This window comes from Lipingzhangella halophila (genome assembly GCF_014203805.1).
In the GTDB taxonomy this organism is placed as follows: domain Bacteria; phylum Actinomycetota; class Actinomycetes; order Streptosporangiales; family Streptosporangiaceae; genus Lipingzhangella; species Lipingzhangella halophila.
The window spans coordinates 1,828,628-1,844,896 of sequence record NZ_JACHJT010000001.1 but is presented as its reverse complement, the minus strand read 5'-3'; the positions used below and the strand labels follow the sequence as shown (position 1 = coordinate 1,844,896).

General features: G+C 70.1%; 14 protein-coding genes. 7 read left to right on the top strand and 7 right to left on the bottom strand.

What is annotated here, in order from left to right:
- Nucleotides 1-28: 28 nt before the first annotated feature.
- Nucleotides 29-634 (top strand): hypothetical protein, encoded by a 606-nt coding sequence (locus tag F4561_RS08330; protein ID WP_221445406.1) that lies wholly within the window; start codon nucleotides 29-31, stop codon nucleotides 632-634.
- Between the two features lie 41 nt (nucleotides 635-675).
- Here the strand turns inward: F4561_RS08330 and F4561_RS08325 are convergent, their stop codons facing one another.
- Nucleotides 676-2,490, bottom strand: a complete 1,815-nt coding sequence (locus F4561_RS08325) for an ABC transporter ATP-binding protein (protein WP_184576358.1) — start codon at nucleotides 2,488-2,490, stop codon at nucleotides 676-678.
- Between the two features lie 1,214 nt (nucleotides 2,491-3,704).
- Between F4561_RS08325 and F4561_RS08320 the strand changes: the two genes are divergently transcribed.
- Both F4561_RS08320 and F4561_RS08315 read left to right on the top strand, forming a co-directional pair.
- Nucleotides 3,705-4,757: a DUF6895 family protein gene (locus F4561_RS08320; RefSeq protein ID WP_184576356.1), complete on the top strand. Its 1,053-nt coding sequence runs from the start codon at nucleotides 3,705-3,707 to the stop codon at nucleotides 4,755-4,757.
- The gene (locus F4561_RS08315; protein WP_184576354.1) at nucleotides 4,754-5,551 is read left to right on the top strand and encodes a hypothetical protein; all 798 of its coding nucleotides are present in this window, start codon (nucleotides 4,754-4,756) and stop codon (nucleotides 5,549-5,551) included. The genes F4561_RS08320 and F4561_RS08315 overlap by 4 nt, the downstream gene beginning before the upstream one ends.
- A gap of 176 nt (nucleotides 5,552-5,727) precedes the next feature.
- Here F4561_RS08315 and F4561_RS08310 read toward each other — a convergent pair whose 3' ends face one another.
- The 3 genes from F4561_RS08310 to F4561_RS08300 all read right to left on the bottom strand — a co-directional run bounded on the left by F4561_RS08310 (nucleotide 5,728) and on the right by F4561_RS08300 (nucleotide 9,013).
- Nucleotides 5,728-6,426, bottom strand: coding sequence for a class I SAM-dependent methyltransferase (locus tag F4561_RS08310; RefSeq protein WP_184576352.1), 699 nt, complete (start codon nucleotides 6,424-6,426; stop codon nucleotides 5,728-5,730).
- Nucleotides 6,427-6,520: 94 nt separating this feature from the next.
- Nucleotides 6,521-7,282: a LuxR C-terminal-related transcriptional regulator gene (locus F4561_RS08305; RefSeq protein ID WP_184576350.1), complete on the bottom strand. Its 762-nt coding sequence runs from the start codon at nucleotides 7,280-7,282 to the stop codon at nucleotides 6,521-6,523.
- Between the two features lie 540 nt (nucleotides 7,283-7,822).
- Nucleotides 7,823-9,013 (bottom strand): hypothetical protein, encoded by a 1,191-nt coding sequence (locus F4561_RS08300; protein WP_184576348.1) that lies wholly within the window; start codon nucleotides 9,011-9,013, stop codon nucleotides 7,823-7,825.
- 234 nt (nucleotides 9,014-9,247) lie between these two features.
- Between F4561_RS08300 and F4561_RS33185 the strand changes: the two genes are divergently transcribed.
- From F4561_RS33185 to F4561_RS08285, 3 genes are all read left to right on the top strand, one after another.
- Entirely contained in the window at nucleotides 9,248-9,565 is a 318-nt protein-coding gene (locus tag F4561_RS33185; protein ID WP_184576346.1) for an FAD-dependent oxidoreductase, read from the top strand.
- A 273-nt stretch (nucleotides 9,566-9,838) separates the two neighbouring features.
- Complete coding sequence (locus F4561_RS08290) at nucleotides 9,839-11,098, top strand: DUF418 domain-containing protein (protein WP_246437164.1); 1,260 nt, start codon at nucleotides 9,839-9,841, stop codon at nucleotides 11,096-11,098.
- Between the two features lie 19 nt (nucleotides 11,099-11,117).
- Entirely contained in the window at nucleotides 11,118-11,822 is a 705-nt protein-coding gene (locus F4561_RS08285) for a TetR/AcrR family transcriptional regulator (RefSeq protein ID WP_184576344.1), read from the top strand.
- A gap of 172 nt (nucleotides 11,823-11,994) precedes the next feature.
- Here the strand turns inward: F4561_RS08285 and F4561_RS08280 are convergent, their stop codons facing one another.
- A complete protein-coding gene (locus F4561_RS08280; RefSeq protein WP_184576343.1) occupies nucleotides 11,995-12,441 on the bottom strand; it encodes a MarR family winged helix-turn-helix transcriptional regulator in 447 nt (148 codons plus the stop codon).
- Between the two features lie 81 nt (nucleotides 12,442-12,522).
- On the opposite strand from F4561_RS08280, the gene F4561_RS08275 reads away from it, so the two are divergent.
- Nucleotides 12,523-12,897 carry a cupin domain-containing protein gene (locus F4561_RS08275; RefSeq protein WP_184576341.1) on the top strand — a complete coding sequence of 125 codons (375 nt, stop codon included), beginning with the start codon at nucleotides 12,523-12,525 and terminating at the stop codon, nucleotides 12,895-12,897.
- 222 nt (nucleotides 12,898-13,119) lie between these two features.
- Here F4561_RS08275 and metK read toward each other — a convergent pair whose 3' ends face one another.
- A complete protein-coding gene (gene metK, locus F4561_RS08270) occupies nucleotides 13,120-14,313 on the bottom strand; it encodes a methionine adenosyltransferase (protein ID WP_184576339.1) in 1,194 nt (397 codons plus the stop codon).
- Nucleotides 14,314-14,670: 357 nt separating this feature from the next.
- Nucleotides 14,671-15,888, bottom strand: a complete 1,218-nt coding sequence (gene coaBC, locus F4561_RS08265; RefSeq protein ID WP_312885187.1) for a bifunctional phosphopantothenoylcysteine decarboxylase/phosphopantothenate--cysteine ligase CoaBC — start codon at nucleotides 15,886-15,888, stop codon at nucleotides 14,671-14,673.
- Between the last annotated feature and the right edge of the window lie 381 nt (nucleotides 15,889-16,269).

The window sequence follows — 16,269 nt, the reverse complement described above, 5'->3', positions numbered from 1 at the left end:
CGTCCGGAGGAGGAACGGAGAAACGGGCATGGCCAGACCCGCGGTCGGAGCGGCGGTGCGCCGCTGTGCGGAGTGCGGTGGGTACGAGTACGGCGGATCGCCCGCCTGCGGCACCTGCCGCGCACTGGTGGACGGCATCGTGGAGGAGGAGTGGCACTCCGTTCTGCACCGCTGGGAGGTGCGGGCGGGCGAGGAGGCCGCCTTCGCCGGGATGGTGGCGGACGAACCCGAACGCCATGACTGGCGGGTTGTGGACGCCGCACTCGACCGGCTGGCCTGTTCCGCCTGCGGTGACCGGTTGGGCCGTGGCCCCGTCGGGTGCTCCCCCTGCGACCAGGCCCACGGTTTCCGCTACTCGGCGATCGAGACGGAGCGGCCGGGTGTCCCGCAAGGCAACGAGCACGCCGTCCGGGTCAACGTCTCGGTCGTGCGCCGGCCCCACGTCACATCAGCGAACGAGCTCCTCGTGCGGCACCTGTTCCTGCCCTTCCTTCTGGTGGGGCTGCTGCCAACCACCGAGGAGGCCCAACGGATCAGCGCTCTCGCCAAGAGGGGCAGCGCGGCCAGCCAGGGACACCTCCTCGAACGAGCCATCGAGGACACCTTCCGGGGCCATTTCGCAAGCCTCGACTGATCCGGGGGCTCTCGGGTGCGCTCGCTCAGGACCACTCCGCGTCAGGTCACCAGCAGTTGCCGGGCCGCCAGCTCATGGTAGGCGGCGTTCTCGCGGGCAAGGTCGTGGTGTCGCCCCTGGCCGACGACCCTGCCGCTGTCCAGGACCAGGATCTGGTCGGCGTCGGCCACGGTGGACAGCCGGTGCGCCACAACGAGCAGTGTGCGCTGCCGGGATACGGCGGCGATGGCATCACGCAGCGCGGCCTCGTTGTTGGCGTCCAACTGGCTGGTGGGCTCGTCGAGCAGCAGGATCGGGGCGTCGGTGAGCAGGGCTCGGGCGAGGGCCAGGCGCTGCCTCTCCCCTCCGGACAGCCGCACCCCGGCGTCGCCCACCTCGGCGTCCAGCCCCTTGCTGGTGCGCTCCGCGAGACCGCGCAGGTTGACGGTGTCGAGGACTGCCAGCAGCTCCTCCCGGGTGGCGTCGGGCGTGGCAAGCAGCAGGTTGTCCCGGATGGTTCCGGCGAGGACCGGCGCTTCTTGTTCCACGTAGGCCAGCTTGGAGCGCAGTTGGGACCGCGACAGTTCCGTCACATCGACGCCGTCGGCCCGGATCGTTCCGGACCGCGGGTCGTAGAAGCGCTCGACCAGGGCCAGCAGAGTGGACTTGCCCGCACCTGAAGGGCCGACGATGGCCGTCACACCGCCGTGCGGGGCGGTGAAGCTCACCTCGTCGAGGACCGGGCCGGCGCCGTAGTCGAAGCTCACCGCGTCGAACTCGACGGCCGCGGGGGCACCGTCCGCCCCTTCCGCGGCCGCGCCGTTCGCGGGAGTACGTACGGCGCGGTCCGGCGCCGGGCCGCGCCCGTGCAGGTCCTCCGCCGGGATGGCCAGAATCTCCCCGATACGGCTCGCCGCCCCCAGCCCCGTCTGCACCTGGACGTAGGCGTTCACCGCCTGGGTTAGCGGGCTGACGAGGTAGAAAACGTACAGCACGAACGCGATCAGGTCGCCCACTCCGATCGCCCCGCTGGCCACACGGGCGCCACCGACGCCGAGCACCAGCAGGAACGCGCCCTGCGTGCCGAGCATCGACAGAGGGCTGACCGCGGCCCTGACTCGGGCGACCCGGACGCCGGCCTCGTAGGCGAGCCGCGCACGGTCAGCGATCGCCCGGCTTTCGCGTTCCTCCGCGCCCGCGGCACGGATCGTGCGCGCCGCGGACACCGCACGTTCGACCTCGGAGGTCATCTCGCCCAGGCGCGCCTGGGCGCGCTCGGAGAGCGGACGGATCCACCGCGCCGCGATGAGGGAGCAGAGCATCCCCAGCCCCAGACCCAGCCCGGCCGCGGCGAGCAGCAGCGGGTCGAGCAGCGCCATCACGACCGCGGCTCCGAGCACTGTCACGGCCCCGGTCACCAGGTCGAAAACCCCGGTGGTGAGGACGTTGCGCAGCAGGGTGGTGTCGGCGCTCACCCGGGAGAGCAGGTCACCGGAGCGGCGGAGGTCGTACTCGGCGACCGGAAGCCGGAGCAGGTGGGCCGTGAGGCGGGTGCGCACAGCGCGCACCGCTCCCTCGGCGACACGCTGCAGCCAGAAGTCGCGCACGGCGTTCACCGCGGCCACCCCGAGTACCAGCGCCACGAGCGCCGCGACGAGCCCTTTGATGGGCTCGGAGTCCGCGAGCGCGTCGACCACCATCCGGATCACCAGCGGCTGCGCGAGCGCACCGACCACAGTGACCAGGGACAGCACCATTACCGCGATGAGCCGGCCCGCGAAGCCGCGCAGGTGCGGCAGCAGCACGCGCGGTCCGCCGGGCTCTTGCCCTGCTACCGGGTGCGGCGGTGCCCCCGGTGCCGGCGCTGCTTCAGGCATCACTCTCCATTGCGTCCAGCCGCCTCAGACCGCGCGGGCCCCGCCAGGGCCAGTGGGCCGCACGAACCCGCGCGTCCCGCCCTTTCCACCAGGGCAACCCTAGGGAGCGGCTTCCACACACGCTTCCGCCATCGGGACCGCGGCGACCCGTGCGGTGGTCGGGGCACCGCATCGGCTCCGGGGAGGACCTCCCTCTCCGGAAGGGGTTGGCCGAACGTCCGCCCAACCCGGTGCCGCCGGCAGCGACGACGGCAGATGGCCCGGCGGGTGACCACCGGCGCGGTGGGCGGGCGGTGACGCGCCCAACGGGGGCGGCGAAGGCCGTGGATAGCCGGGGCGGCGGCGATCGGTGCTGGCCGCAGGTGGTTGCCCTCCCGACGAGAGCAGCGAAGACACCGGATGGGCCAGCCCCCGGTAATCGCTACTGGTGCCCGGTGGTGACGCATGCGACGAACGCAGCGAGGGCGGTGGATGGGTTGGGTGAGTGGTTGTCGGTGCGGTGGGCGGATGGTGGCGCGTCCGACGAGAGCAGCGAAGACGACGCATCGGCCGGGGCACTGCCTGGTGTCGCCCGGCGAGGGGTTCGGACCTTCGCGACCCGCCCCGTCCGACTTTTGTGCCGATCTTGAGGATTTCGTTCCTTTGTGGCGCCACAAAGGAACGAAATCCTCAAGATCGGCGCCCAGGCCGATCATAATCCGGACATAGCGGGCTCGTGGGGGCTCATGCGGCACCGAAACCGGCCCCACAGACAGTCTCGGTGCGGCCCAGTGCCGAAAACGACACCACAGACACCCCCACTGGCCCCACCACCGACCTCGCCGCCCCCGTTGCGCGCGCCGCCACCGGGCACCCGCACCGATCACCGGGGGCCGGCCCACACCGTCCTCGCCACCCTCGTTGGACGCGCCACCACGCACCCACCGCACCGATGAGCGTCCCCCCCCCCCCCCCCCGGCCATCCACCGTCGCCGCTGCTCTCGTCGGGCGCGCCGCTAGCAGACGGAGCACCGGAACCGCGAAGGTCCCTGTTCCGAGGAAGTAGTGGTGGCCAGAACCAGAGAAGTAGAAGTGACTGGTTCTCAGGGACGAAGCGGCCGATGCGTCCGGACTCTAGGGTTTCTCGGAAACGGCGTCCGGAGCGCGCGGAGCAGCCCTGGGTCGGGCCGCTCCGCCGGAAGCGATGGGACGGGGTCCAGGTGAACCACCCGGCGATGGGCAGTCTGCCCACTGGCGGTGCCCGACCGGCTGCTGGCACGCGCCCGCCGAGCCAGCTCCGCGGCAGTGCGCACGGCTTCCCGGCGTGGGAACCGGTGTGCGAACAGGTGAGCCCGGGCAACGGCGGCGGCCACGGGAACACCGATCGGACACGCGCGCTCGACCTTTGCCTGGCCTGGCTGGCCGACCACGTCCACTGGTTCTCGGCCGGCTGGGACGACCATTTCCCGCCGCGCGAGGTCCCTGAGACCACACTCGTTGAGCTCCTCCTGCTGTGCCGAATCCTGCACCAGGGCCCGCGAGCCCGGGAGACGGGTGCGCTCGTCGGGGCCGTCGCCGACACCGCGGAGTCCATGGCCAACCGGCCGGACTTCGCCGACCGGCTCTGCGATGGCGGCCCCGGACTCGGGTACCGCATATGGCTACTCGCGCTGCTCCGGGGCCTTGGCCGGCAGGTTCCGGAACCGTTCGCGATCGCCCGCCAGGTGTTGGCGGCCCGGACCGGCGACCTCCGTGGCGCCGACTGGAGCGCCCCACACGCCGTCGAGCTCTGCTACATCCTGGACCTCGCGGGCCTACCGCACGCGCTGCCCAGTGCGGACCGCCTGTACGAAGAGTGCGATCCCGCCGGCGTCAATCCACTGAGTTGTTCGGACAACGAGGTGTACGCCTTCACGCACGTGCTGCTGTACGCGACCGGTTTCGGCGAGTGGTCACTCTCGGCCCTCGACCGCGACCGCTCCCGGTTGCGCGAGGCAGTGGCGACGCTGCTGGGCGCCCACCTCGGCACGGGCCACCTCGACCTGGTGGCGGAACTGCTGATGTGCGCGGGAATCGTGGGCGGTGTCCCGTCGGAGCTCGACACGCTCGGGTGGCGGCGCCTGGCGGCGGCCCAGCACCCGAGCGGCGCCGTGAACGGTCCGCCTTTCCGAGCGTCAACGCACGCGCAGCGCACCGGTGAGCGCGCACGAGCCTACCTGTTTCGTTGCTGCTACCACACGACGCTCGTCACCGCCATGGCGCTCGCCGACCGGGAAAGGCAGCCATGAGGGATTCGGACATTGTGGCGAACGCCCTGGCGCGGGCTCGGCGGTGGCTGAGGCGGGGGGCTCGGGCCGGGCACACGGCCGAGCCGGCTGCCCCCTCGGCGCTGCGCGCGGTGGGGATCTGGCTCGTGGACCAGTGCGACGCAGTGCGGCCATCGGGGGTGCGCGCCCCGGCGCCGCCAAGCGCCCACCTGCGACGCCGAGTCCTGGAAGGGCTGCACACCCCGGCCCGCCCTCTCACCGGCCCGTTTCCCGCCCCGGATCCCTGGGAGCTGCTGCGCCCCGACCCCGAAGCGCCGCTGGCCGCCGCCGAGCACGTGAGCACCGGCACCGCGTTCGGCACGCGGACCGGCGGTACCGCTGAGGAAGTCGAGCGGTGGGCGCTGGTGCTTCGTTCCGGGCTGGTGGCCGCCGCCCGCTTCCGCGACGTGGAGGTCATGGCTGCGCTCGTCCGCGCCAGCGCGTTTCTCGGCCGGGCCGAGCACAGCGTTGTCACCAGCGCGGCGATGGATCTGGCGGCGCAGCAGCGTGCCGATGGCGGGTTCGGCGGCCAGCCGCGCGCCGGATCGAGTGCCGACCCGGACGGTATCCGCCTCCCCCTGACAGTGAGCTGCGCCTGGTCCCTGGCCGAGCTGGCGCGACCAGGGCTCACCGCCACCGCGGTCCGCGCCGACCATGCCCGCGCCCCGAGCGCGGGCATGGAGCGCGAGGGCGCCGACGGTGTCAGCGGCGTCGAGAGCCCTGGAAACAAGGAGAGGGCTGGTGCCCACCATGAGTCCGGGGGTGTCCGCGGCTGAGCTGTCCGTGCCCGCGAGACCCTGCTCCCGCGGCACAAGCGGTGCGGACAAGACCGCGGTCAGCGCGTAGGCGCACATACATTCGCGGAGGGCACGGCCGATCCGTGCGCGGCACAGGACAAGCCGCGGCGCTCCCGCCCGTCACCTGGCGGCCGGGCCGGGCACCGCGGTCAGGGTCAGGGCAGGTGAAAGAAGAGCATCGGGTTGTCGCGCCCGGTGTGGACGGGTTCATCCAACCCCAGCTCGCGCTTGACCGACCGCAGTTCCTCGTTGACCTTTCTGGCCCGAGCGCGCGACGGCGTGAAGAACGGCGCCCGGCGCTCGGCGAGCCAGCGCAGCACCACCCGGCCCTCGGTGAACGGCAACGCGACGCGCTGGTGGAACACGTCGTGCACACTGACCGGAACTCCGCTCGCCAGCATCGGGAACACCGTGTCTATGTACCACTGGGCGAAGCGCCCGTTGTGCGCCGCATCGATGAACAGGTAGTCGGTCTTTTCGGGGAGCAGAGCGGTGTTGGAGCGGATGTCGCCCTGGTGGAAGGTCCAGCGGGCGGCGGCCAGCTCCGCCGGCACGTTCGACGCCGCGTTGTCCATCAGGTCGAACGAGCGCAGCTCGCCGAACCCGTTGTCGCGCAGCGCCGACAGGATCCACGTGGTCGACCACCCGTGCAGGGTGCCGAGCTCCGCCATGGCCTTGGGCTGGTACTCCCGGATCAGCAGATAGCTGATCTCGGCTTCGAGATCGTCCAGTTGGGGGGTCAGCACCCCGCGGTTCGCGCGCAGGAACTCGCGCTGGGCCTCGCGAACCACCCCGAGGGGTTCGGCGTACCTCCGGTAGAGGTCGGCAACGTAGTCGAGGGAGATCTGGGACATTCGGCTGCTGCACACTTCCGTTGTTCGGGGCGCGCCATTGGCGCGGTGTCGGGCGCGTCCGCCGGGCTGGAGCGGCAACCCGGCGCGCGGAGGCTCACCGGACCTCCGTGCCGCCGGCCCTGTCGTCGGGGGCGGCGGCCGCAGGGCCGCCCGTGCGTGCCGGACCGTTCACAGATGCGACCTTGAACCCCGCGAACCCGGCGCGGTACACCTGTACGACCAACTGGACCCTATCGCGCGCATCGCGCTTGGCGAGCGCGTTCGACATGTGTGTCTTGACAGTCGTCGGCGCGAGCCGCAGGATCCGCGCGATCTCGGAGTTGCTGTACCCCGAGGACACCAGCGCGACGACCTCGCCCTCGCGTTCGGACAGCCCGGCGTCCCACGACGACGTTCCGTCGCAGACCGGCCGGGCGGGACTGAGCGATGCGATCCGCACGAACTCGTCGACGAGGGTCCCCGCCACCGAGGGAGCGATGATCGTGTTACCGCGTGCCAGATCGCGCACGGCCGCAATGAGGGTGGCGGGTTCGCTCTCCGGAAGCAGGAACCCGCGCGCGCCGGCGCGCAGGCTGTCGAGCAGAATTCGGCCATCGGCGGGCGCGGCGATGAGGAGGACACGCACGCCCGGACCGCGCAACGACGCAACATCGCGAAGCAGCTCCAGCGTATTCGAGTCGTCGGCGAAAGAATGGACGACCATCACGTTCGGCCGGAGATCGCACGCGTTCCGCAGAGCGGTGTTCCTGTTTCTTGCCTCCGCTACTACTTGAATATCGGACGCCGAATCCAAAGCGGTGCGCAACCCCAAACAGGCCAGCACCTGGTCGCCGGCGATGGTACATCTAACTTTCACCGAAACGTCCCTTTTATGCTGTTTCGGCACTGCTCGCGCCTACGTCGGTTGGCCATTAATTCGGACTGCGGATTCCGGTACACTGTAGGTGATCGGATCGCCATTCGGCGACCCCCTTACCGACTTCTGACCGGTCGCGGCCATACCCGTACACGGCGTTACGCGCACCAACGAATGGGCATCACATTGGTCGGTTTTCCACGACTCCCGGATACCCACTCCACACACTTTCATTGCTTCGTTATGACCGCGTGCGTGTTCGATGCCGGGACCATCGGGCAGGTTTGATGGCCGGCCATCTGGGTACCTAGCAGGTTTGCGCACGCCGTTTTCCACTCATTCCTAATGTCCGGATCCCAACTCGCGAACCCGGACACGCCAGAACCCGGACTCCCCCGCGATAAAATCTCAGTCCAAAAAATGTGGACCATTCAACGGACGAACGAGCGCACGTGGGAAGAATGCGCAATTTGCGATGCTCCGCCGGCACCGTTCGTACACGTGCGGCGCTGGTCGGCGCCGCAGTGCGCGGCGTCATCGTCAGAACGCGCCGGTCTCCAGGTCGCCAAGCTCGTCCACGGCCACCCGGTCCTCGCGGGCCAGGATCGTGATCATCCGCTCCGCCTCCTCCAGCGCGACATGGCGGCCCCGCCACCGGCGGCGCTCCGGTTCGGGGGTCTCCAGCCAGAGCCGCTCCCCCTCGTGCCACATAACCTGCACCACCCCGCCGGACCGCGCCTCCAGGACCAGGAAGTTACCGGCGCTCGGAGCCAGTGCCCGCAGCCACCGCAGGCACCCGTCCAGGTTCTCGGGGTGCACCGCGTCGTCGTGCCGGCGCCGCTCGCGGTCCGACACGCTCATGTGCAGCATGGTCTCCGGCGGTTCCGCGGCCGCGTCGGACAGCGGGGCGAGGTCGAGGGCATCCCCGCGGAACACCGGGCCCAACAGCCGCCAGCCCTCGTTTCGGGGAACGCTGAACTGGACATCCCCGACCTCCTGCGCCGATTCCGGTACCGGTACCGGCGCACGGAGGGTTCCACACAGCCGATCCCACTCGCGGCGCAGCTCCAGCTCGTGGCCGCGAACATCGCGCATCGACACATGGACGCCGTCCAGCAGGTTGGGGGCGTCTTGGGCCAGAACCCTCTCCGCCGGCAGAAACGCCGGTTTCGTGCTTCTCCGGCTCGTTCGGGTGCGCCGGTACAGGCCGCCTGGCTGGCCGTCGAGCCGGCGCACCTCGGCGCGGGGCCGCGGATCGCGCGTCCAGTCGTGCTCCCGGATTCCGAGGTTCTTGCCGGTCACGGTCGCCGCGAACACCTTGTGGTCGTCGCCATCGGCGGTCTCGGTGCGGTGCACCGCGAAGACTTCGTAGCCGCATTCGGCTAGCCGCGGCCTATCGCGAAAGACACGGGTCGCGCCGGGGCCGAGCAGCGCGGCCCGGTCCAGTGGGAACCCCGTTACGTCGATCGGTCGCAGGCGGACGGAACGGCCGAGAGCACCGGTGTCCGTGTCGACGAGCCGTTCCACCGCGTCCAGCAGCGCGGCGGCGACATCCTCGCGGTATCCGGTGTTGGCGCGCAACGTAAGAACGCGGCCGTCGTGGATCCGGTACAGGCTCGTGCCGAACGCGCTCTGCTCCACCAGGACGTCATGCCGCCCCACCCGTCCGGGAACCGCGGGAAAAGGGCAGTCCTCCTGGACCAGCTCGCCGAGCGACTGGGCTGAAGACATCGCGTGACCTCACTAACTCGGTGCTGATTCCGGCCTGGAACGCCGCCTGCCGGGACGCGGGTGCTGGACGGTGGGGCTTATCAGGGCGTGTATCCACCTTGCACTGCTCTTGGATTTTAGAATTTTCTGAAAAAAATATACGTGGATCGGCGCCGCACTGGATGCGGTGACGATGGTGTGCCGGGAAGCCTGGTCGGCGTGACGACCGTATACCGCTTCGAGGATGGAGCCGTCATGTCAGCTGGTGGACGTGTGTTGGTCGTCGGTGCCGGAATCGCCGGGTTGGCGACCGCGCTTCGACTGCGGCGCAGTGGCTGGGACGTCGTTGTGGTGGAACGCGCCGCCGGCTTGCGCGGCGGCGGGCACGTGTTGCACCCGGTGGCCGGACGGCGGCGCCGGCAGGGCCGCCGGCTCAGGAACCTGTTCATTTCCCCGAACACCATCTCGCCGCAGGCGCGGCTGCAGCTCATCCGGCTGCCCAACAGCCGCGTGACCAGTGGACTCGCGCGCCAGATCCTCGGAGTTCCCAAGACTGGCACGGAGAAACGATAACCCGATCCGCGCGGCCGGCCCGGCGGCAACGACCGATGGGCCGGAGTTCCCGGCGTCCGGGCGATGAATGACGCCGCCTGCTCACCGCCCCGGGCGCTGAGCGGCACGCAAAGCACCCCGTGTTCGCGGCGATGGAGCGTACACCGCCCATGACACGTGTGGCCGCGCCCTTTTCGGGGCGCGGCCACCCGGTTGCCCGCCCTTGACTCTCCGCGCACTCCCGCCCAATAATATTGAACACCGTTCAGAGATAATGGGAGTGAGAGGCACCAAATGAGGGATCCCGAGCACACGGGCGGCGGGCCGGTCGCAAAAGCACAGCAGGCGCCGCACCGCCTGCTGGCACCCGACTTCGCACGGGGTGGCATGCTGTTGCTGATCGTGTTGTCCAACACCTCGTTCTTCCTGTACGCGAGCGACTACGCCGGCGCCATGGACTATCCGGTGCCCAGCTCGGCCGCGGACTCCGTGACGCAGTTCCTGATGATCGCCCTGCTCGACGTGCGCGTCTATCCGCTCTTCGCGTTCCTCGTTGGGTACGGGATCGTTCAGACCCTCCAGCGCCGCATCGCCGCGGGCGCCAGTGACCGGGAGGCCGCCGCCATGGTCCAGCGGCGCAACCGGTGGCTGTTCGTCTTCGGCTTCGTCCACGCGGCTCTCCTGCTCGGCACGGAGGTCCTCGCCGCGTACGGGCTGATCGGTCTGGTGCTGTGCGCTCTGGTCCTGCGCGGCGGCGAACAGCGCACCCGGATCGCCGCCCTGACCGGCGTCGGCCTGCTCACGGCGGGTCTGGTCCTGGCGGTCGCGGCTCTCGCCGTCATCGCGGTGGTCTCCCCCGACCTTGGCGCACCCGCTGCCGCCGGCGAGGAGGCCAACAGCTCCTTCACCAACGGTGCCGGCGAGGACAGCTACCTCACCTCGGTAGTGGTCCGGCTGGTCAGTTGGGTGGTCCTGCTGTTCGTCAACGGGTTCGGCATCGTGCTGCCAACGGCGATGCTCATCGGGATGTGGGCGGCCCGCCACCGCGTCATCGAGGAGCCCGCTCCGCACCTGCGGCTACTGCGCACGGTCGCAGTCGGCGGCGTCGTCCTCGGTGTGGCCGGTGCCCTGCCGACTGCCCTGGACCAGGCCGGCGCGCTGGACGTGCCGCCCGCCGCCGGGATCTCCGGGGCCGCGATGTTCGTGCTGGACTGGACATCAGGGCTCGCGGGCGGGCTTGGCTACGTGGCCGTCTTCGTACTCGTCGCCGAACGCCTCACTCGGGCCAGGCGAGCCCCGGTCGTGGTGCGTTCCGTGAGCAACCTGGGCAAACGCTCCCTGAGCGGCTACGTCAGCCACTCGGTCGTCATGACGCCGGTCCTGTCCGCCTGGGGACTGGGCCTCGGCGCACACCTGACCAACGCGAGCATGGCGCTGTTCGCCGTCGGGTTGTGGCTGCTCACCGTGGTGGCGGCGTCGGTGATGGAGCGCTATGGCCGCAGGGGCCCCTTGGAGGTGCTGCTGCGTCGGCTCAGCTACGGACGGTCTGCCTGACAGCGGTTAGATTGGCGCCATGGCCCGGACCACACGAGACGAAGCGAAACAGGACGACCAGCCGAGGGGCGGACGGCGCAGCCCAGGACCGCGCCGCCGCCTGTCCCGGGAGGGCATCGTCGACGCGGCCATCCAGGTCATCGAGGCCGACGGGCTCGCGGCACTGACGATGCGCAGGCTCGCCGACGAGCTGGGCGTCGCCCCGGGCACCCTGTACACCTACGTCTCGAACCGGACCGCGCTTGTGACGCTCATCCTGGACACCGTCGTCGAGCGCGACGACCTGCCCCACGAGCTGCCCGGGAGCTGGCGGGAGAAGCTGGAGTCCTGGGCGCGGTCGGACTTCGACCACTTCTGCGCCCAGCCGTGGGTGCTCGACCTGCGCGCCAGCGTGCGCGAGGCCGGCCCCAACATGATCACGTGGTTCGACTCCGCCCTGCGGGTGTTCGACGGGTTCGGCGTACCCGAGGAGACCAAGCTGAACATGCTCGGAACGCTCGACGCCTACGTCATCGGCTCCGCCTTCGCCCACACGGAGACCCTCACCCCCGACCAGCCCGCGTCCGAAATGAAACACGCGGCCATAGCGGCCTACGAGGCGGCGCCCGCCCTCCAGCGGGCACTGGCCCACGCGCCCCGCACGTTCGGCACCGAACGGTTCGAGTTCGGCCTGGCGTGCCTGCTCGACGGGTTCACCTCCGTGCTTGGGCAGCCCGGGAGCTGACCCCCGGCGCGGCCTCCGTACCAGACGCGAAGCCCGGCTCGCCCGAGCGCGGGAATGCCCTGTGCCGGACCGATCGCCACAAGGAGACGGCCGGCTTGCGGGTTCGTGCACGGTCTTCGCATGGCCAGCGGTCGTACCGCGGCAGAACTACCCGCGGGTTCCCCCGGCACGGTCACCACACGGGCCGGATTCGGCCCGGCGGCACGATCCTTCCCAGGTCCTCTCCCAGAGCGGCCACTTTCTCCTCGCCCAGGGTCGTCGCCCACTGCTGCACTGTCTCCGCCGCACCGGCCACCGCCGCCCGGGTGCACTCCTGGCCGCGGTCGGTGAGGACGACCAACCGGGCCCGCGCGTCGGTGGGGTGCGCGCGGCGCCGGACATAGCCCTTGGCCACCAGCTCCTCGACGAGCTGGCTGGCCGCCTGCTTGGTCACCCCCAGGTACTCGGCCAGCTCCGTCGCGGTCGCCGCTCCCTCCGACAGGCGCACAAACACGAAGCCGTGCGCGGGCCGGACATCGTCAAAGCCCCAATCCGCGCACCTCTGCTGGATGCCGTCGACTACCGCACCAGCGAGGGCGAGTGTGTGGTGGGCCAAAGCCCAGTTGGCGGCGACGTCCATGGACCTATCGTGCCACTTGACAAACCAGACAAGCTACTTGACTATTTTAGTCAAGCAGCTTGTCTATATCGGGAGGTTGGTATGCCTGTACTCCGTTCCACCGAGGGCACCGTCCACGAGATGCACGGCAGCAGGTTCACCGCGTACGTTGCCCCGTCCCACGGCAGCACCGAACTGTGCGCCTGGCGACTGGAGGTCCCCGCGGGAACCCAGGGGTCCGCTCACCACGTGAGTAGGGAGGAAGTCCTGCACATCCTCAGTGGAATCCTGGAGGTCTCCGTTGACGGCACTCCCGCCACCGCGGAGGCCGGGGATACTGTCCTCGTCCCCGCGGGATCGTCACTGCGGGTGGACAATCCGGGCACGCACCCGGTCGCCGCCTGGGTTACCACCAGCGCCGGAATAGAGGCCGTCCTGGCCGACGGCACCCGCCTCTCCCCTCTCTGGAGCCGCTGACAGACTCCGGGCGAGTCGTTTCTCCCCGCGTGGCTCAGGGGCGGCGGCCGAGCCAGCGCCCCAACGCCGGACGCGGCCCCTCGCATCTTCCCCGGTGGCCGGACCGCCCCTGGCGCGGGCCCGGCGGGGACATCATCCGGGCCCGGATACGCGTGTGGCCGCGCCCCGAAAGGGGCGCGGCCACACAGTGCGGAAGGTGCGACTCGTCGCGAGCCGGCTGCCTTAGGCGCCGACGGCGGCCTTCAGAGCCTCCGCGCGGTCGGTCTTCTCCCAGGTGAAGTCCCCGTTGTCACGGCCGAAGTGGCCGTAGGCAGCGGTCTGGGAGTAGATCGGGCGCAGCAGGTTGAGGTCGCGCACGATCGCGGCCGGACGGAGGTCGAAGACCTCCTTGACGGCCTTCTCGATGACGTCCGGGGCAACCTGCTCGGTGCCGAAGGTCTCGATGAACACGCCGACCGGGTGCGCCTTACCGATCGCGTAGGCGACCTGCACCTCGGCGCGGTCCGCCAGGCCGGCGGCCACGATGTTCTTGGCGACCCAGCGGGTGGCGTACGCGGCGGAGCGGTCCACCTTGGACGGGTCCTTGCCGGAGAACGCACCGCCGCCGTGGCGGGCATAGCCGCCGTAGGTGTCAACGATGATCTTCCGGCCGGTCAGGCCGCAGTCGCCCATCGGGCCACCGATCTCGAACCGGCCAGTGGGGTTGACCAGCAGCCGGTAGTTGTCGGATTCAAGCCCGTAATCCGCCACGATCGGCGCGATCACGTGCTCCTTGACGTCGGGGGCGAGAAGCTCGTCGAGGTTGATGTCGGGGGCGTGCTGGCTGGAGACGACGACCGTGTCCAGCCGGACCGGGTTGGGGCCGTCGTACTCGACGGTCACCTGCGTCTTGCCGTCGGGGCGCAGGTACGGGACGGTGCCGTCGTGCCGGACCTCGGACAGGCGCTGGGAGAGCGCGTGGGCGAGCTTGATCGGCAACGGCATGAGCTCGGGGGTCTCACGGCTGGCGTAGCCGAACATCAGGCCCTGGTCACCGGCACCCTGGCTGTTGAGCTGGTCTTCTTCGTTCTCGACGCGCGCCTCGTAGGCGGTGTCGACGCCCTGGGCGATGTCAGGGGACTGCGCGTCGATGGAGACGGAGACCCCGCAGGACTCTCCGTCGAAGCCCTTGGCGGAGGAGTCGTAACCGATCTCCAGGATCTTCTTCCGGACGATGTCGGGGATGTCGACGTAGGTCTGAGTGGTGACCTCACCGGCGACGTGCACCTGCCCAGTGGTGATCATGGTCTCGACGGCGACCCGGCTCTTCGGGTCGTCCTTGATCATCGCGTCGAGGATCGCGTCACTGATCTGGTCGGCCATCTTGTCGGGGTGACCTTCGGTGACCGACTCGGAGGTGAAAAGGCGACGGGACACGTTGAGAGACTCCTTGCAGCGGCTGCTGGCTGACAGTTGTCGCTCGGCGCGGTGCCCGCCGGAAGTGTGGGGTCACCCCCGGCGAATACCGACCGACGCGGTTGGATTCCTGATCCACTGTAGTGGGACGTCGTTCGGCGCACCCGGAGGAGGGGGGCCATTTACGCCGTTCTGGCAGCTCAGCGGGTCGCCATTGGGGCACCTTCAGGCCGCGGAATGCCTCCTCAGAGGCGCATAACCCTAGTGTGACGCATACCACACGAAAATTTCCACAGCCCGCCAATCGTCCCGTTGTGCTGCGATTTTCTGTAGCGCAAGGCGAAACGAGTCGCCCTCAACGCAACAGCCCGGGAATGGTCAGTCCACTGCGAGACGCCCGCCAACGAGGTCCCAAACCCGGTCCGCGAGGTCCTCCTTCGGGCCGTGCGGGATGTCCACCGCCGAGCCGTCGGCACCCAGCGCGACCGCCTGGTTGTCCTCCGTGCCGAACGCGCGCCCCTCGCCCACCTGGTTCACGACCAGCAGGTCACAGCCCTTGCGGGCGAGCTTGGCCCGCCCGTGCTCCAGAACGTTGTCGGTTTCGGCCGCGAAGCCCACGATCACCTGGTGATCGTGCGCACGTTCCCGGGTGAGTTCGGCAAGAATGTCGGGATTCTCGACCAGCTCGATCGTGGCGGGCTGGTCCGCGCCCTTTTTGATCTTGCTTTCGGCGCTGGTGGCGGGCCGGAAGTCGGCCACCGCCGCCGCCATGACGACGGCGTCGGCGTTCGCGCGCTCGGCCAGTACCACGTCGCGCATCTCGCGCGCGGAGCCCACCCGGCGGACCTCGGCCCCGGCGGGATCCGCTAGATCGGCGTTCGCCGAGACCAGCACGACGTTGGCGCCACGGGCGACGGCGGTCGCGGCGAGAGCGTACCCCTGCCGGCCCGACGAACGGTTGCCGAGGAACCGGACCGGGTCAACGGCCTCGCGGGTACCGCCAGCGGTGACCACCACCCGGCGGCCGGCCAGGTCGGGCTCGGCGGCGGCGCCCCTGCGCAGGATCCGGCGCCCCACGGCGAACAGCTCCTCGGGATCGGGGAGCCGGCCGCGCCCGGTGTCGGTGCCGGTGAGTCGGCCGACCGCGGGATCCAGCACGATCGCGCCGCGGGACCGCAGCGTCTCGATGTTGGCCCGCGTTGCCGCGTGCTCCCACATCTCGGTGTGCATCGCGGGGGCGAAAACGACCGGGCACCGCGCGGTCAGCAGGGTGTTGCTGAGAAGATCGTCGGCCAGCCCGTTGGCGGCCTTCGCCAGCAGGTCGGCGGTGGCCGGCGCGACGAACACGAGGTCGGCGTCCTGGCCGATGCGCACGTGCGGGACCTCGTGCACCGCGTCCCACACGCCGGTGGCCACCGGTCGCCCGGACAGCGCCGCCCACGTGGGCTCTCCCACGAAGCGCAGCGCGTCGGCGGTCGGCACGACCCGCACGCGGTGTCCGGACTCGGCGAAGGTACGCAGCAGCTCGCAGACTTTGTACGCGGCAATTCCCGCGCCTACACCGAGGACGACCTCGGGCGGGGTGTCTTTTTTCACGACCACGACGCTACCTGTGTTTTGTGGGAGTGCTCCGGCCTTCCGGCAGGAGGCGCATCGCATCTCTGGTATGTAGTAGGTTACTCACTGTCCGTGATAACCAAGCGGGCATTGCGCGGAGGAAAGGGCAGTGGCTCGCCGCCGGACGGGCGGAGAGGACAACCGCCTGATGGAGCGACCAGCGCTGGCGCGGGCCGATGAAGCAGGAACCAGCGGGCGCCGTGCGGCGCTTCGCGCCCACAGCCCGCGAGGCCGCGGAAATCCTTGGGGTCTGCCCCGAGGAGGACGTCAAATTCCCCTATGGGCGGGGCCTACAGAACGGCACCCGCACGGGTCGGACCGCCGACGGTGTCCCGCCGGGGACGGCGGGACTCCGACCGC

What these genes read in the sequence shown, in the direction of transcription:
- F4561_RS08275 (WP_184576341.1), top strand. Translation starts at nt 12,523, where the DNA reads ATGCCTGTACTCCGTTCCACCGAGGGCACCGTCCACGAGATGCACGGC.
- F4561_RS08285 (WP_184576344.1), top strand. Translation starts at nt 11,118, where the DNA reads ATGGCCCGGACCACACGAGACGAAGCGAAACAGGACGACCAGCCGAGG.
- F4561_RS08330 (WP_221445406.1), top strand. Translation starts at nt 29, where the DNA reads ATGGCCAGACCCGCGGTCGGAGCGGCGGTGCGCCGCTGTGCGGAGTGC.
- F4561_RS08280 (WP_184576343.1), bottom strand. Translation starts at nt 12,441, where the DNA reads ATGGACGTCGCCGCCAACTGGGCTTTGGCCCACCACACACTCGCCCTC.
- F4561_RS08290 (WP_246437164.1), top strand. Translation starts at nt 9,839, where the DNA reads ATGAGGGATCCCGAGCACACGGGCGGCGGGCCGGTCGCAAAAGCACAG.
- F4561_RS08315 (WP_184576354.1), top strand. Translation starts at nt 4,754, where the DNA reads ATGAGGGATTCGGACATTGTGGCGAACGCCCTGGCGCGGGCTCGGCGG.
- F4561_RS08310 (WP_184576352.1), bottom strand. Translation starts at nt 6,426, where the DNA reads ATGTCCCAGATCTCCCTCGACTACGTTGCCGACCTCTACCGGAGGTAC.
- F4561_RS33185 (WP_184576346.1), top strand. Translation starts at nt 9,248, where the DNA reads ATGTCAGCTGGTGGACGTGTGTTGGTCGTCGGTGCCGGAATCGCCGGG.
- F4561_RS08325 (WP_184576358.1), bottom strand. Translation starts at nt 2,490, where the DNA reads ATGCCTGAAGCAGCGCCGGCACCGGGGGCACCGCCGCACCCGGTAGCA.
- F4561_RS08300 (WP_184576348.1), bottom strand. Translation starts at nt 9,013, where the DNA reads ATGTCTTCAGCCCAGTCGCTCGGCGAGCTGGTCCAGGAGGACTGCCCT.
- F4561_RS08320 (WP_184576356.1), top strand. Translation starts at nt 3,705, where the DNA reads ATGGGCAGTCTGCCCACTGGCGGTGCCCGACCGGCTGCTGGCACGCGC.